General features: G+C 72.2%; 16 protein-coding genes. 8 read left to right on the top strand and 8 right to left on the bottom strand.

All coding sequences use genetic code 11. The annotated features are described in order from the left end of the window. Positions 1-8: 8 nt before the first annotated feature. Complete coding sequence (glgA, locus tag ACFRAL_RS05525) at positions 9-1202, bottom strand: glycogen synthase (RefSeq protein ID WP_336397887.1); 1194 nt, start codon at positions 1200-1202, stop codon at positions 9-11. A gap of 77 nt (positions 1203-1279) precedes the next feature. On the opposite strand from glgA, the gene ACFRAL_RS05520 reads away from it, so the two are divergent. Genes ACFRAL_RS05520 through ACFRAL_RS05510 form a run of 3 tightly spaced genes read left to right on the top strand, consistent with a single transcriptional unit; the run spans position 1280 to position 3960 of the window. Then, on the top strand, positions 1280-2524 hold the full coding sequence (locus ACFRAL_RS05520) for a glucose-1-phosphate adenylyltransferase (protein WP_336397886.1): 1245 nt from the start codon (positions 1280-1282) through the stop codon (positions 2522-2524). 43 nt (positions 2525-2567) lie between these two features. Beyond that, positions 2568-3209, top strand: a complete 642-nt coding sequence (serB, locus tag ACFRAL_RS05515) for a phosphoserine phosphatase SerB (protein WP_336397885.1) — start codon at positions 2568-2570, stop codon at positions 3207-3209. Between the two features lie 43 nt (positions 3210-3252). After that, positions 3253-3960: an alpha/beta fold hydrolase gene (locus ACFRAL_RS05510; protein WP_378880649.1), complete on the top strand. Its 708-nt coding sequence runs from the start codon at positions 3253-3255 to the stop codon at positions 3958-3960. A 22-nt stretch (positions 3961-3982) separates the two neighbouring features. Here ACFRAL_RS05510 and fabG read toward each other — a convergent pair whose 3' ends face one another. Then, complete coding sequence (gene fabG / locus ACFRAL_RS05505; protein WP_336397883.1) at positions 3983-4693, bottom strand: 3-oxoacyl-ACP reductase FabG; 711 nt, start codon at positions 4691-4693, stop codon at positions 3983-3985. Between the two features lie 130 nt (positions 4694-4823). Here fabG and ACFRAL_RS05500 point away from each other — a divergent pair, with 130 nt between their 5' ends. From ACFRAL_RS05500 to ACFRAL_RS05485, 4 genes are all read left to right on the top strand, one after another. Further along, positions 4824-5327: a DUF4190 domain-containing protein gene (locus ACFRAL_RS05500; RefSeq protein ID WP_336397882.1), complete on the top strand. Its 504-nt coding sequence runs from the start codon at positions 4824-4826 to the stop codon at positions 5325-5327. A gap of 66 nt (positions 5328-5393) precedes the next feature. After that, complete coding sequence (locus ACFRAL_RS05495; protein ID WP_336397881.1) at positions 5394-5762, top strand: DUF3099 domain-containing protein; 369 nt, start codon at positions 5394-5396, stop codon at positions 5760-5762. Next, positions 5759-5989 carry a hypothetical protein gene (locus ACFRAL_RS05490; RefSeq protein ID WP_378880644.1) on the top strand — a complete coding sequence of 77 codons (231 nt, stop codon included), beginning with the start codon at positions 5759-5761 and terminating at the stop codon, positions 5987-5989. The genes ACFRAL_RS05495 and ACFRAL_RS05490 overlap by 4 nt, the downstream gene beginning before the upstream one ends. Before the next feature lie 17 nt (positions 5990-6006). After that, positions 6007-6885 carry an SURF1 family protein gene (locus tag ACFRAL_RS05485; RefSeq protein ID WP_378881289.1) on the top strand — a complete coding sequence of 293 codons (879 nt, stop codon included), beginning with the start codon at positions 6007-6009 and terminating at the stop codon, positions 6883-6885. 27 nt (positions 6886-6912) lie between these two features. Here ACFRAL_RS05485 and ACFRAL_RS05480 read toward each other — a convergent pair whose 3' ends face one another. Then, positions 6913-8511, bottom strand: coding sequence for an ABC-F family ATP-binding cassette domain-containing protein (locus ACFRAL_RS05480; protein ID WP_378880642.1), 1599 nt, complete (start codon positions 8509-8511; stop codon positions 6913-6915). 202 nt (positions 8512-8713) lie between these two features. Here ACFRAL_RS05480 and ACFRAL_RS05475 point away from each other — a divergent pair, with 202 nt between their 5' ends. Continuing rightward, positions 8714-9361, top strand: a complete 648-nt coding sequence (locus ACFRAL_RS05475) for a biotin transporter BioY (RefSeq protein ID WP_336397877.1) — start codon at positions 8714-8716, stop codon at positions 9359-9361. A 62-nt stretch (positions 9362-9423) separates the two neighbouring features. On the opposite strand, the gene ACFRAL_RS05470 is transcribed toward ACFRAL_RS05475, so the two are convergent. Genes ACFRAL_RS05470 through ACFRAL_RS05450 form a run of 5 tightly spaced genes read right to left on the bottom strand, consistent with a single transcriptional unit; the run spans position 9424 to position 14262 of the window. Beyond that, positions 9424-10455, bottom strand: a complete 1032-nt coding sequence (locus ACFRAL_RS05470) for an ABC transporter substrate-binding protein (protein WP_378880639.1) — start codon at positions 10453-10455, stop codon at positions 9424-9426. Positions 10456-10476: 21 nt separating this feature from the next. After that, positions 10477-11301 (bottom strand): ABC transporter ATP-binding protein, encoded by an 825-nt coding sequence (locus tag ACFRAL_RS05465; protein WP_336397875.1) that lies wholly within the window; start codon positions 11299-11301, stop codon positions 10477-10479. Next, a complete protein-coding gene (locus tag ACFRAL_RS05460) occupies positions 11298-12314 on the bottom strand; it encodes an iron ABC transporter permease (protein WP_336397874.1) in 1017 nt (338 codons plus the stop codon). Before ACFRAL_RS05460 ends, ACFRAL_RS05465 begins: the two co-directional genes overlap by 4 nt. After that, on the bottom strand, positions 12311-13321 hold the full coding sequence (locus ACFRAL_RS05455; protein WP_336397873.1) for an iron ABC transporter permease: 1011 nt from the start codon (positions 13319-13321) through the stop codon (positions 12311-12313). The genes ACFRAL_RS05460 and ACFRAL_RS05455 overlap by 4 nt, the downstream gene beginning before the upstream one ends. After that, positions 13318-14262: a siderophore-interacting protein gene (locus ACFRAL_RS05450; RefSeq protein ID WP_378880634.1), complete on the bottom strand. Its 945-nt coding sequence runs from the start codon at positions 14260-14262 to the stop codon at positions 13318-13320. The genes ACFRAL_RS05455 and ACFRAL_RS05450 overlap by 4 nt, the downstream gene beginning before the upstream one ends. Between the last annotated feature and the right edge of the window lie 5 nt (positions 14263-14267).

The raw sequence follows: 14267 nt of genomic DNA, 5'->3' as shown, positions 1-14267 counted from the left end.
CCGACAGCCTATCGGCCGCCGGCGGCCACCTCCGCGTACAGCGCCGCCGTCTGCTCGGCGATGCGCCGCCAGCTGAACTCCTCGGTCGCCCTCCGGCGCCCTGCCGCGCCGTACTCGCGGGCACGCTCGGGATCGCTGACGACCTCGGTCAGCACGCGGGCGAGATCCGCGACGAAGCGCTCGGGATCGGTGGGGGTGCCGGTGCCGTCCTGCACCTGCTCGATGGGCACGAGGCGCCCCGTCACGCCGTCGACCACGACCTCCGGGATGCCGCCGGTCGCCGTGCCGACCACCGCGGCGCCGCACGCCATCGCCTCGAGGTTGACGATGCCGAGCGGCTCGTACACCGACGGGCAGACGAATGTCGTCGCGGCGCTCAGGATCGTGCACAGCTCGTGGCGTGACAGCATGCGGTCCAGCCACACGACGCCGTCGCGGCTCTGCTGCAGGCCGCGCACGAGACCCTCGACCTCGGCCATGATCTGCGGAGTGTCGGGGGCGCCGGCCGCGAGGATCACCTGCACGTCGGCGGGAAGGCGCTCGGCCGCACGGAGGAAGTACGGCAGGCCCTTCTGGCGCGTGATGCGCCCGACGAAGACCACCGACGGCCTCGCCGGATCGATCCCGAGCTCCTCCAGCAGAGCCGGGTCCTCGACCGGATGCCACGCCTCGACGTCGATGCCGTTGTAGATGACGTGCACGCGGTCGGGGTCCAGCGCCGGGTAGCTGCGCAGGATGTCGGCGCGCATGCCGCCGCTCACGGCGACGATCGCGGCCGCGCCCTCGTAGGACGTCTTCTCGATCCAGCTGGAGACCGCGTACCCGCCGCCCAGCTGCTCGGCCTTCCAGGGGCGCAGCGGCTCGAGGCTGTGGGCGGTGACGATGTGCGGGATGCCGTGCAGCAGCGAGGCGAGGTGCCCCGCGAAGTTCGCGTACCAGGTGTGGCTGTGGACGACGTCGGCGCCGGCGACGTCCGACACGATCTCGAGGTCGGTGCCGAGCGTCTGCACGGCGGCGTTGGCGGCCGCCAGCTCGGACGGCACCCCGTAGGACGTCGTCCCCTCCTCGTCGCGGTCGGCGCCGAAGGCGCGCACCCGGACGTCGATCATGTCGCGCAGCGCTTTGACGAGCTCGGTGGCGTGGACGCCGGCTCCCCCGTAGATCTCCGGCGGGTACTCCTTGGTCACGATGTCGACGCGCATGGCACGAAACCTATTACACCGGCGTGCCCGGGTGTAACGGGTACCCCCGAATCACCCGCCGGGCCTAGGGTGGTGCCATGCCAGCAGCGCCCAAGGTCTTCGGAATCATCCTCGCCGGCGGCGAAGGGAAGCGGCTGATGCCGTTGACCGCGGATCGCGCCAAGCCGGCGGTGCCGTTCGGTGGGCAGTACCGGCTCATCGACTTCGCGATCTCGAACCTGATCAACTCGGGGCTGCGCCAGGTCGTGGTGCTCACCCAGTACAAGTCCCACAGTCTCGACCGCCACATCTCCCAGACCTGGCGGATGTCGGCGCTCCTGGACTCGTACGTCGCGTCGGTGCCCGCCCAGCAGCGCCTCGGCAAGCGCTGGTTCTCCGGCTCGGCCGACGCGATCCTGCAGAGCCTCAACCTGATCAACGACGAGCAGCCCGACATCGTCGTCGTGATCGGCGCCGACCACGTCTACCGCATGGACTTCCGGCAGATGCTCGCGGCCCACATCGAGTCCGGCGCGCGCGCCACGGTCGCCGGCATCCGGCAGCCGATCGCACTGGCGAACCAGTTCGGCGTCATCGACGTCGACCCGGAGGACCCGGGCCGGATCCGCGACTTCCTCGAGAAGCCGCAGAGTCCCGTGGGGCTGGCCGACGCGCCTCACGAGGTGCTCGCGTCGATGGGCAACTACATCTTCAACACCGACGCGCTCATCGAGGCGGTCGAGCACGACGGCGAGCTGGCGACCTCCAACCACGACATGGGCGGAGACATCGTCCCCTACTTCGTGCAGCGCGGCGAGGCGGGCGTCTACGACATGAACCGCAACGAGGTGCCGGGGTCCACCGACCGCGACCGGTACTACTGGCGGGACGTGGGAACGATCGACTCGTTCTTCGACGCGCACCGCGACCTCATCTCGACGCTGCCGATCTTCAACCTCTACAACACCGACTGGCCGATCCACTCGCAGGCGGTCAACTCCCCGCCGGCGAAGTTCGTGCGCGACTCGGTGGGCCGCATCGGCAACGCGATCGACTCGATCGTCTCGCTCGGATCGGTGCTGTCGGGCACGCACCTCGAGCGCAGCGTGGTGGGGCCGTGGACGCTCGCCGGCGGCGGTTCCACGATCACCGACTCCGTCCTGTTCGACTACGTGCACGTCGGCGCCGGGGCGCGCGTGCACCGCGCGATCCTCGACAAGAACGTCTGGCTCGAGGACGGCGCGACCGTCGGGGTCGACCGGGAGAAGGACCTGGCCCGCGGCTTCACGGTGACCGACAGCGGCATCACGGTGGTCGGCAAGGGCGTGCGCGTCGAACGATGACGGGCGGTCGGGAGCGGCATCCGCGTCCCGCTAGCGTGGAGTCATGCCCGCAGCGCCCGCCCGCTTCCTGGTCGTCCTCGACGCCGATTCGACGCTCATCCGCAACGAGGTCATCGAGCTGATCGCCGACGAGGCGGGCCGCGGACCGGAGGTCGCCGCGGCGACCGAGGCCGCGATGCGCGGCGAGGTCGACTTCGCGACCAGCCTGCGCTCGCGCGTGCGCGTGCTGGAGGGCGTGCCGCTCGCGGCGTTCGCCCGGGTGCGGGCCCGCATCGAGCCGACGCCGGGCGTCGTCGAGCTGATCGAGGCGGTGCACGACCGGGGCGGGGCCGTCGGGGTGGTGTCGGGAGGCTTCCACGAGATCCTCGACACCGTGGCGCCGCAGCTCGGCGTCGACGTGTGGCGCGCGAATCGTCTCGCCACGCGCGACGGGGTTCTCAGCGGCGTCGTCGACGGGGAGATCGTGGATGCCCCGGGCAAGGCCGCCGCCCTGCGGGAGTGGGCGGCCGAGCGCACCGTCCCGCTGGCACGCACCATCGCGATCGGCGACGGCGCGAACGACCTCGAGATGATGGCGGTCGCGGGCCTGGGCGTCGCGTTCAACGCGAAGCCGGCGGTGCGCGCCCGCGCCGATGTCGTCGTCGGACCGGTGGACCTCGCCGAGGTCATCCCGCTGCTGCCCTGACGGTCCTCGCGCGATGTCGGCGGCGAGGCGTAGCGTCGGCGCCATGCACATCATCCTCATACCCGGACTGTGGCTCGACGCGGCGTCGTGGGGCGACGTCGCCCCGGCGCTCGAGTCGGCAGGCCATCGCACGCACCCGCTCACCATGCCCGGAGTCGGCGCGCCGGCCGACGAGTCCGCCGGGATCGGCATCGCCGACTGGGTCGAGGCGGCGGTCGCGGCGGTCGGCCGGCTCGACGGCGAGATCGTGCTGGTCGGGCATTCCGGCGGGGGCAATGTCGCCTACGGCGCAGTGGATGCCCGCCCCGAGCGTGTCGCGCGCGTGGTCTTCCTCGACACCTTCCCTCCCTCCGACGGCGGGTCCGTGTCGGAGTTCCCCGTCGTCGACGGGGTGATCCCGTTCCCCGGGTGGGACTTCTTCGACGAGCTCGACGTCGCCGACCTCGACCCGCAGACGAGGGCGGATGCCGCGGCCCGCACCCGCTCGGTTCCCGCGCGCGTGCCCACCGACCCGATCCACCTGTCCGATGAGCGCCGGCGCTCCGTGCCCGCGACGATCATCACCGGAACAGTGAGCGAGGCGCAGATCCGCGAGATCATCGCGGCCGCCCCGCAGTGGGCGGCAGAACTCGCGGCGCTGCGGCAGCTCGACATCATCCAGCTCGGAGCAGACGGCGACCCGACCGGTCACTGGCCGCAGTTCTCACGTCCCGGCGCGGTGGCAGAGGCGATCCTGCGGGCCATCGGCTGACCCGTCGACCGGCTCGCGGAGGTCAGTGCCCCATGCCGAGGCCGCCGTCGACCGGGATGACGGCGCCGGAGATGTACGCGGCGTCGTCCGACGCGATCCACGCCACGACGCCCGCCACCTCCTCGGCCGAGGCGAAGCGGCCGGCGGGGATGTTCTTCTTGTACTCGGCCTGCGTCTCGTCGGAGAGCTCGGCCGTCATGTCGGTCTCGATGAAGCCCGGCGCCACGACGTTCGCGGTGATGCCGCGGCCCCCGAGCTCGCGCGTGAGCGACCGGGCGAAGCCGACGAGGGCGCTCTTGGAGGCGGCGTAGTTGATCTGCCCGGCGGAGCCGTAGAGGCCGACGACGCTCGAGATCAGCACGACGCGGCCCCAGCGGGCGCGGAGCATCCCCTTGGAGGCCCGCTTGACCACACGGAAGGTGCCGCCGAGGTTGGTGGCGATGACGCTGTCGAAGTCGTCCTCGGTCATGCGCAGCAGCAGCGTGTCCTTGGTGATGCCGGCGTTGGCGACGACGATCTCCACCGGTCCGAGCGCCTTCTCGACCTCGGTGAAGGCGGCGTCGACGGCTGCGGCATCCGTCACATCCGCGCGCACCGTGAGGGTGCCTTCGGGGCCCTCACCTGACCGCGCCGTGACGGCGACGCGGTAGCCCTCCGCGACGAAGCGCTCGGCGATGGCGCGGCCGATGCCGCGGTTGCCGCCGGTGACGAGGACGACGCGATCGCTGGACATGGTGGTACTCCCAGGGGTGAGCGGGCGGATCCGCACCAGCCTATCGGCGCGCGAGGGCCCCGCCCGGTCGCGTTTGACACCCCCGACCGCCGCTGGGACGCTGGAGCCAGACATCGAGAAAGGCCTCGCCGTGAGCGACAGCACCCCGCAGAGCCCCCAGAACCCCGAGCCCGGTTCCTACCCGCCGGTCCCGCCCCCGCCGTCCCCGGCGCAGGCGTCGCCCGGCGCGTACCCTCCCGCCTCGCAGGGTGCGTACCCGCCGGCCTACGGCTCGGACCCGGCCGCCGCCCCCGGAGCCGCGTACGGCTCGACGCAGGCCTACGGATCGGCTCCGTCGTACGGCTACGGCTACGGCGCGCCGGCGAAGACCAACACGCTGGCGATCGTCTCCCTCATTTCGTCGATCGCGAGCTTCGTCATCCTCCCCTTCATCGGGTCGATCGTCGGAGTGATCACGGGCCACATGTCGCTCAACCAGCTCAAGACGAGCGGCGAGCAGGGCCGCGGCATGGCGCTGGCGGGCACCATCGTCGGGTGGGTCGGCCTGGGCCTCACCATCCTCGGCATCATCGCCGCCATCGTGTTCTTCTCGTTCTTCGCGGCGATCTACCAGCAGTCCGGCGGAAGCGTCTGACGGAGGCGCCCGGGGAGCCGCTCCCCGGGCGCCCGCACGGTGCAACCGGCGTACGCTGGAAGTACCGTGAAGAGCTCAGGCAACGCCCCGTCTGCGACATCCCTGCCGCGCGCACCGCGCGACGAGGTCGGCGCGCGGTCGGCGCGGTATCTCGTGATGATGGGCATCCGCGTCGCGTGCTTCATCCTGATGGTCGTCATCACGCCGTACGGCTGGTACACGTGGGTGTTCGCCGCCGGCGCGATCTTCCTGCCCTATATCGCCGTCGTCTCGGCCAACGTCGGACAGGAGAGCCGTCGCAACCGCCGAGAGGACCCCGAGCCCGCGCTGCCGGCGCCGTCCTCCGCGCCGCCCGCGGAGCCCTCGCCGCCGCGGGTCATCCGCATCGAGGAGTCGCGTCCGGCGGCCGACGACACGACGGACCGGAGCGCATGAGCCTCCCCGAGCCCGATCAGGTCGCCGACGCGATGTGCTCGCGGACAGGATGCCGCGCCGCTGCGCGCTGGCGGATCGACTGGCGCAACCCGCGCATCCACGCCGCCGATCGCCGCAAGACGTGGGTCGCGTGCGACGAGCACGTCGGCTACCTCCGGGAGTTCCTCGCCGCACGGGATTTCCCGCTCTCGGTGGACCCCCTTCTTCCCACGGAGGCCGCGCGATGAGCGGGCGCTCGGTGAGCATGCAGAATCTCCCGCGCGCGGGGCGGTGGGCGATCTACATCACCCTGGCCGTCGTCTTCGCGATCGCGTGCGCGTTCCTGTCCAACTGGCAGTTCTCGCGCAACCAGGAGCGATCCGCCCAGCTCCAGCTGGTGGAGCGCAACTACGACGCCGACGCGGTCCCGCTGGCAGAGCTCATCGCCGACGGCGACGGGCTCGACCCGGCGGACGAGTGGCGTCCGGTCGTCCTTCGCGGGACGTACCTCGCCGACGACGCGCTGCTGGTGCGCAACCGTCCGCACGGCGGCACGTCGGCGTTCGAGGTGCTCGTGCCGTTCCGGCTCGATGACGGCCGCGTGCTCCTGGTGGATCGCGGGTGGGTGCCGCCCGGGCAGGATCAGCCCGTGCCGGACGCCGTGCCCGCTCCACCCGACGGTCCCGCGACGGTCGTCGCCCGGCTCCGGCCGGGCGAGCCTCTCCCGGCGTCGGGCCGCGGCGCGCCCGACGGACAGGTGCCGACGATCAACCTCGGCCTCGTCGCCGAGAGCCTCTCCCCCGCGGCCGGTGACGCCCTCGAGCGCAGTGCCTACGGCGTGATGGTCTCGGAGGAGCCCGCGCCGGCGAGTACGCCCAACGCACTGGAGGCGCCGTCGGACGACCCCGGTCCGCACCTGTCGTACGCCATCCAGTGGATCCTGTTCGCGATCATGGGCTTCGTCTTCATCGGCTACGTCATCCGCACGGAACGCCGCCACCGCCGCGAGGACGCGGAGGACGCGTTGGACGCAGCCGCTGAGAGGGCGGAGGCGACGGATGCCGCGGCCGCGGCGCCATCGCGCCGCCGGCGTGATCGCGATGCGGAGGACGAGGACGCCCTGCTGGACGCCGCCGGGCGCTGACGTCGCCGGCATGCGGCGGCGCGGACGCTACGCGAGGGTGACCAGGTCGGCGTAGTCGCGGCCCCAGATGTCCTCGACGCCGTCGGGCAGGATGAGCACGCGCTCGGGGTTGAGCGCCTCGACAGCGCCCTCGTCGTGCGACACCAGCACCACGGCGCCCTCGTAGTGCGCGAGCGCACCGAGGATCTCTTCGCGCGAGGCGGGATCGAGGTTGTTCGTGGGCTCGTCGAGCAGCAGCATGTTCGCGGACGACACCACGAGCGTCGCGAGCGAAAGGCGCGTCTTCTCGCCGCCGGACAGCACGCCGGCCGGCTTGAGCACGTCGTCGCCGGTGAACAGGAACGATCCGAGCACCTTGCGCGCGTCGGTGGCGGTGATGTCGGGCGCGGCGGACATCATGTTCTCGAGCACCGACCGCGAGACGTCCAGGTTCTCGTGCTCCTGCGCGTAGTAGCCGATCTTGAGCCCGTGGCCCGGCTCGAGCTGCCCCGTGTCGGGCTGGTCGACACCGGCGAGGATGCGCAGCAGCGTCGTCTTGCCGGCGCCGTTGAGACCGAGGATGACGACCTTCGAGCCGCGGTCGATCGCGAGGTCGACGTCGGTGAAGATCTCGAGCGAGCCGTACGACTTCGACAGGCCCGACGCCATGAGCGGCGTCTTGCCGCAGGGCGCAGGCTTCGGGAAGCGCAGCTTGGCCACGCGCTCCTCCTGACGCACCTCGTCGAGCCCGGCGAGCATCTTCTCGGCGCGGGCCACCATCTGGTGGGCCGCCGCGGCCTTGGACGCCTTCGCACCGAACCGCGCCGCCTGCTGCTGGAGCACGGTGGCCTTCTTCTCCACGTTGGCGCGCTCCTTCTTGCGGCGCTCCTCGTCGGCCACCCGTTGGCGCAGGTAGTTCTTCCAGTTCATGTTGTAGACGTCGATGACCTGGCGGTTCGCGTCGAGGTAGAACACGCGGTTGACCGTCTCGCCGACCAGCTCGACGTCGTGGCTGATGACGATGAGCCCGCCCTTGTAGCCCTTGAGGAACTCCCGCAGCCAGACGACGCTGTCGGCGTCGAGGTGGTTGGTGGGCTCGTCGAGGATCATCGTCTGCGCGTCCGAGAAGAGGATGCGCGCGAGCTCGATGCGCCGCCGCTGACCGCCCGAGAGGGTCTTCAGCGGCTGGTCGAGGATGCGGTCGGGCAGCGACAGGTTGTGCGCGATCGAGGCCGCCTCGGCCTCGGCGGCATAGCCGCCCAGCGCCTCGAAGCGCTCGGTGAGGTTCGCGTACCGGCGCATCGCCTTCGCGGCGACGGCCTCGTCGCCGTCGCCCATGGCGAGGGATGCCTCGTGCATGCCGATCGCGAGCGTGCCGAGGCCGCGGGCGTCGAGGATGCGCGTTCGCGCGAGCATCTCGGGGTCGCCGGAGCGCGGGTCCTGCGGCAGGTAGCCCAGCTCGCCGGAGCGCTCGACCTTGCCGTCCGCGGGGATGAGGTCGCCCGCGAGCACCTTCGTGAGCGTCGTCTTGCCGGCGCCGTTGCGCCCGACGAGGCCGATCTTGTCGCCATCGGAGACGCGGAAGGAGACGTCCGACATGAGCACGCGCGCGCCCACGCGGATCTCGAGGTCGTGCACGGCGAGCACAGCGGATGTCCGTTCCGTCGGTGGGTGGTGGGGCGGCCGAGTGGCCAGCCATCCAGTATACGGGCCTTCGTCGGCCGGCGATCGTCCCGCCCTCGCACCGCAGCCCTCACCTCGGCGGGTGTGGAAGCCGGACAGCGGATCGGCCGATCATTGGTGGACTGCGTCCAACTAGCGGCATCCGTCGCCCCCTAGGCTGAGTCCCATGTCATCCATCGCCGCCGTCCCGACCGCCGCCGCAGGCGCGCGCCGCGTGCTCGCAGACGTCATCGCCCGCCCGTCCTCCCGCGCCCGCGCCTTCGCCCTCGACGCCGGGCTCGTCATCGCCGGCGCCGCCGTCGTCGCCCTCCTCGCCCAGGTCGAGATCCCCCTCTGGCCCGTCCCCATCACCGGACAGACGCTGGGCGTCATCGTCGTCGGCGCCGCACTCGGCGCCTGGCGCGGCGCGGCGGCCCTCACGACCTACATGCTCGTGGGCCTCGCGGGCCTCCCCGTGTTCGCCGGCTTCACCGGGACCCTTGCCGCCGTCGGCAAGCCCAGCTTCGGCTTCGTCATCGGGTTCATCGTCTCGGCGTTCGTCGCCGGCTGGTTCGCCGAGCGCGCATGGGATCGGCGACCCGCCCTCGCCTTCATCGGCTTCGCCGCCGCGAGTATCGTGCCCTTCCTCTTCGGCATCCCCTACATGGCGTTCATCCTCAACGTCGTGATGGGGCTGGACTACTCCTTCGCCGGCCTGCTCGAGGTGGGGCTGCTGCCCTTCATCCTCGGCGGCCTGATCAAGGCGGCCCTCGCCGCCGCGATCATCCCCGGCGCGTGGGCGCTGGTGCGCAAGGCCGACGCCTCCAAGGAGTGATCCCGCGCTCGGACGACGAGGGAGCCCCGGCCGATCGGCCGGGGCTCCCCTTGTTCCAGGCGTCAGCCCTGCGCGACGGCGGTCGCCGTGGCGAGCTTCTCCACGAGGGCGTCCAGCCCCCACGGCAGCGTCAGCGGCGTGGGCGACAGCGCCGAGACGTCTTCGGCGCCCACGAGCGAGGCGACCGCGCCGCTCTGCACGGCGGGGATGAGCTTGCCCGCATCTGAGCCCAGGAACGCGTCGAGCGCGTCCTGCGTCTCCGCGAACGTCAGGATGACGTCGGCATCGATCCGGTCGAGGTTCTCCGGGCTGACCGTGGTGTAGAACGTGCTCTCCCCCGTGTCGAGGTCGGCGACGCTCGCGGGCGTCTGGAATCCGAGGTCCTCGAGGATCTCGACGCGCGGGTCGGAGGCCAGGTACAGGTAGTAGGTGCCCGCCGACTCCGTGGGAACGGCGATCGTCGACTCGGCGAACTCGGGATGCGCCGCAGCCGCCTCGGCGACCATCGCGTCGAGGTCCTCGAGCACCTGCTCGGCCTCGTCCTCCTTGCCCAGCGCCTCACCGACGATCGTGACGACATCGCGCCACGGGGTGGTCCACGGACCGTCGGGGTACGCGACGACCGGCACGCCCGCCTCGGTCACGGCGTCGAACTCGTCCTGCGTGAGACCCGAGTAGGGCGCCAGGAGCACGTCCGGGTCGGTGGCGAGCAGCTCCTCGACCGAGAGCTCGTAGGTCGAGTTGTCGAGGATCGCCGGCGCCTCCCCGCCGAGCTCCTCCAGCCCGTCCGCCACCCACGGAGCCATGCGGTCGTCGCCGCCGGAGTAGTCGTCGGACGGGATCGCGACAGGGACGACTCCCAGCGCCAGGACCGCGTCGGTCGCGCCCCATCCCCACGTCGCGACGCGGGTCGGCGCGGATTCGATCACGGCGTCGCCGAGCGCGCTCGGGATCGTCAGCGGGTAGGCGCCGGTCTCGGACCCCTCCTCGGCCGACGTCTCGGCGGCGGGCGCGCCCGCGCACGCGGCGAGGGTCAGGGCCAGCGCCGTGACCGCAGCCGCGCCGGCGGCGCCACGGGTGAGCTTGCGTGACATGTGGTGTTCCTTTCGATGGTGTCAGGCGTGGTCGGCGGCGCTGTGGGCGCCGCCGGGGACGGGGACGATCAGCGGGGTGCCGGTGAGCGGGTCCGGCATGACCAGGGCGTCGAGCGAGAAGGCCTCGGCGACCACCTCCGCCGTCAGCACATCGGCGGGCGCGCCATGCGCCACAACACGGCCGTGCGACATGACGACGAGCTCGTCGGCGTATCGCGCCGCCAGGTTGAGCTCGTGCAGCACCACCACGATCGTCGTGCCCTGCGTGCGGTTGAGCTCTCGGAGCAGATCGAGCACCTCGATCTGGTGGCTGAGGTCGAGGAACGTGGTCGGCTCGTCCAGCAGCAGGATCCGCGGGTCCTGCGCGAGCGCCATCGCGATCCACGCGCGCTGCCGCTGGCCGCCGGAGAGGTCGCCGACGGGGCGGTCGGCGAGCTCGGTCATCCCCGTGCTCGCCAGCGCCGAGTCCACGATCGCGGAGTCCTCCGGGCTCCACCGTTGGAACACGCCTCGGTGCGGATGCCGACCGCGCGAGACGAGCTCTGCCACGGTGAGCCCCTCGGGCGCCGACGGCTGCTGAGGCAGCAGGCCGACCGCTCGCGCGAACCGCCGCCGCGACAGGGTCGTCGCGTCGACGCCGTCCAGCTCGACGGTGCCCGCCATCGGGGGGCGGAGACGGGCGAGCACGCCCAGCAGCGTCGACTTCCCGCAGGCGTTCGCGCCGATGATCATCGTGACGCGACCCGGGGCGATCGTGAGGTCGAGATCCTCGATCACCCGTCGACCCGGGTAGCCGGCCGACAGTCCGCGCGCCACCAGCCGCGGAGAAAGAGTGTCGGTGCTCACAGGTTGCGTCCTTTCGACGTGCCGAGAAGCCACAGGAGGAAGACGGCGCCGAGCGCACCCGTCACGACCCCGACCGGCAGCTGCAGGCCGGGGATGGCGAACTGCGCGACGAGGTCGGCGGCGGCGAGCAGCGTCGCACCGACGACCGCGCTCGAGCCGACGCCGATGGCCCCGTGCCCGAGCAGCGGTCGTGCGATCGCCGGCGCGCACAGCGCGATGAAGCCGACGGGGCCGATGAACGCGCAGGTCGCAGCGGTCAGGAGCACGGCCGCCCCGACCGCCACCAGCTGCACCCGGGAGGGATGGATGCCGAGTCCCGCCGCCGTCGCGGGTCCCATCTGGTTGATCGGGAGCCAGCGGGCGGACGCGATGACGGCGGGGACGGCGGCGACCCCGACCAGCACGAGCGTCACGACCTGCCACCACGGGGTGGAGGACAGGCTTCCCGTGAGCCACAGCAGCGCGGTCTGCGTCTGCTCCACCTGCGCGCGCACCATGAGGAAGTTCGTGATCGCCGTGCACAGGAACGCCACCCCGATGCCGGCGAGGATCAGCCGGTAGCCGCCGGCGCGCTGGCCCCGCCCCGCGAACAGCAGGAGGACCGCGACGGTGAGGCCGCCCGCGAACGCGAAGACCGTCAGGACGGGCCCGGTCGTCCCCAGCACCAGCAGGGCGAACACCGCCGCCACGCCGCTGCCGCCCGAGATCCCGAGGAGATCGGGGCTGGCCAGCGGATTGCGCAGCAGCGCCTGGAGCAGCGCACCCGCGGTGCCGAGCGCGGCGCCGGCGGTGAGGGCCATCGTCAAGCGCGGAGCCCGCACCTGGAACACCACGTAGGCCTCGACGCGCTCGCCACCGCCCCACAGCGTCCGCCAGACCTGATCGGGCGAGAGCGGGTAGTCCCCGAGCGAGAGCGAGAGCGCGGCGATGAGGACGAGCACCGCGCTCAGCGCCAGCACGACCCAGCGGCGACGGGTTCGCGTCCTCGTGCGGACGGCCTCGACGACGCTCACAGCGTGACCTGCTTCCGCCGCAGGACGAGGGCGATGAGCATCGGCGCCCCGAGGAAGGCGACCACGATGCCCGCCTGGACCTCCCCCGGTGGCGCGATGACGCGTCCGATGACGTCCGCCAGCACCAGCACCGCGGCGCCGAGCGGGATGCCGATCAGCACGAGGTCGCGGTAGCTGTCTCCGACGAATGCGCGCAGCACGTGCGGGACCAGCAGGCCGAGGAACACGATCGGCCCGGCGATCGCGGTCGCCCCGCCGCAGAGCAGCACCGTCGCGAGGATCCCCACCACCCGGGTGCGCGTCACATCATGGCCGAGGCCGCGCGCCGTGTCCTCACCGAGCGCCATCAGGTCCAGTCCGCGGATCGAGACGACCGCCAGCGCGAGCCCGACGACGACCGGCCCGGCCACCGCGGCGACGGCGTCGAGGCCGCGAGCGGTGAGGGCTCCGACCGACCAGTAGCGGTAGACCTCCAGCGCGACGATGTCCGTCGTCAGGATGAGGATCGACACCGAGGTCAGACCGGCGGTGACGGCGGCGCCCGTGAGCGCGAGCTTGGCCGGGTTCGAGCCGTCCGCCCCGCGTGAGCCGATCGCGGCGACGAGGACGGCGGCGGCGGCCGCTCCGGCGAAGGCGAACCACACGAACCCGGCGGGGGTGGTGATGCCGAGGAGGGTGATGGCCGCGAGGACGGCGAGCGAAGCCCCCGCGTTGATGCCCAGCAGTCCGGGATCGGCGAGCGGGTTGCGCGTGAGCCCCTGCATCACCGCCCCGGCCGCGGCGAGCGCCGCTCCGGCGAGGATCCCGATCACGGTGCGAGGGATGCGCTGCGTCAGCACGACGGAGTGGTCCGCCATCGTCAGGTCCGGCGCGGTCAGCGCGTCCCAGACCACCCACGGCGGTATCGGCCGCGCCCCGACTGCCAGGCTCAGGAGCACGGCGATCGCGAGCACGACGAGGGCCGCCGCGAAGATGGCCCGCGCGCGCCGCGTGCGGGCGCCGGTCATTCCTGCCGCTCGGACTGACCCAGGCGCCAGTACCCCATGAACGCGACGCGCTTGCGGTCGACGCCGCACCCCTGGACGAGGTGACGGCGCAGTCCCTTGACCATCGCCGCCTCGCCCGCGATCCATGCGTAGAAGTCGCCGTCGGCGTCGGCAGGGCTGTCCCACAGCAGGTCGGTGTCCACGTCGACGTCGACGAGGTCCTGCGTCCGCGGCGCCGCGGCCTTGGCGAGGACGTCCGGCGAGGCATCCGTCCAGGCCGACACCGCGGACATCAGGCTCTCGCCGTGCGGCCGGGCGTCGCGGGCGAGCCACGTGACACGGAAGTGGCCGGGCACGTCGAGGTCCAGGCGATCCGCCGCCGTGGGGACCTCGAGGAAGGCGTCCACGTCGTAGGAGTCGTCCAGCGACTCGAGGATGGCGCAGATCGCCGGCGTCGCCGTCTCGTCGCCGGCGAGCAGCACGCGCTGTGCGGTACCGGGATGCCAGTCCAGACCGGAGCGGCGGTCCTCGCTGCGCTCGTCGGGTCCGACGATGACGAGCTCCTGTCCGGCGGCGGCGGATTCCGCCCACGAACCGGCCGGCCCGGCGTCGTGGTGGACGACGAAGTCCACCACCAGCCGGCGCTCGACGGGGTCGATGCGCCGGACGGTGTACGTGCGGAGGGGGCTGCGGGACGCGCCCGGCACCGAGCGCCAGCGGAGGTACCAGCTCCCGTCGTCGACCGCGGCGGGGTCGTCCTGCCCGATGTCGCTGAGGGAGCCGTCGGGCAGCGGGAGGATGAGCTTGATCCGCTGGTCGAGACCGGCGGTTCCGAAGACGTCGAGGTCGGGGCCGGTGAAGGTCACGCGCACGAAGTGCGGCGCGAGCCGCTCGACCGCGACGACGCTGGTCCGGTAGGGACGATAGGCGGGACGTGTGCGGGTCTCGATCGAAGTGCTCACCCGGT

This window comes from Microbacterium sp. NPDC056736 (genome assembly GCF_042790415.1).
GTDB lineage: Bacteria > Actinomycetota > Actinomycetes > Actinomycetales > Microbacteriaceae > Microbacterium.
This window is presented reverse-complemented; position numbering and strand designations above follow the sequence as displayed.

Bases quoted from the DNA above. Each gene is read 5' to 3' on its own strand.
- glgA (WP_336397887.1), bottom strand. From the start codon at position 1,202: ATGCGCGTCGACATCGTGACCAAGGAGTACCCGCCGGAGATCTACGGG.
- ACFRAL_RS05520 (WP_336397886.1), top strand. From the start codon at position 1,280: ATGCCAGCAGCGCCCAAGGTCTTCGGAATCATCCTCGCCGGCGGCGAA.
- serB (WP_336397885.1), top strand. From the start codon at position 2,568: ATGCCCGCAGCGCCCGCCCGCTTCCTGGTCGTCCTCGACGCCGATTCG.
- ACFRAL_RS05510 (WP_378880649.1), top strand. From the start codon at position 3,253: ATGCACATCATCCTCATACCCGGACTGTGGCTCGACGCGGCGTCGTGG.
- fabG (WP_336397883.1), bottom strand. From the start codon at position 4,693: ATGTCCAGCGATCGCGTCGTCCTCGTCACCGGCGGCAACCGCGGCATC.
- ACFRAL_RS05490 (WP_378880644.1), top strand. From the start codon at position 5,759: ATGAGCCTCCCCGAGCCCGATCAGGTCGCCGACGCGATGTGCTCGCGG.
- ACFRAL_RS05485 (WP_378881289.1), top strand. From the start codon at position 6,007: ATGCAGAATCTCCCGCGCGCGGGGCGGTGGGCGATCTACATCACCCTG.
- ACFRAL_RS05475 (WP_336397877.1), top strand. From the start codon at position 8,714: ATGTCATCCATCGCCGCCGTCCCGACCGCCGCCGCAGGCGCGCGCCGC.
- ACFRAL_RS05470 (WP_378880639.1), bottom strand. From the start codon at position 10,455: ATGTCACGCAAGCTCACCCGTGGCGCCGCCGGCGCGGCTGCGGTCACG.
- ACFRAL_RS05455 (WP_336397873.1), bottom strand. From the start codon at position 13,321: ATGACCGGCGCCCGCACGCGGCGCGCGCGGGCCATCTTCGCGGCGGCC.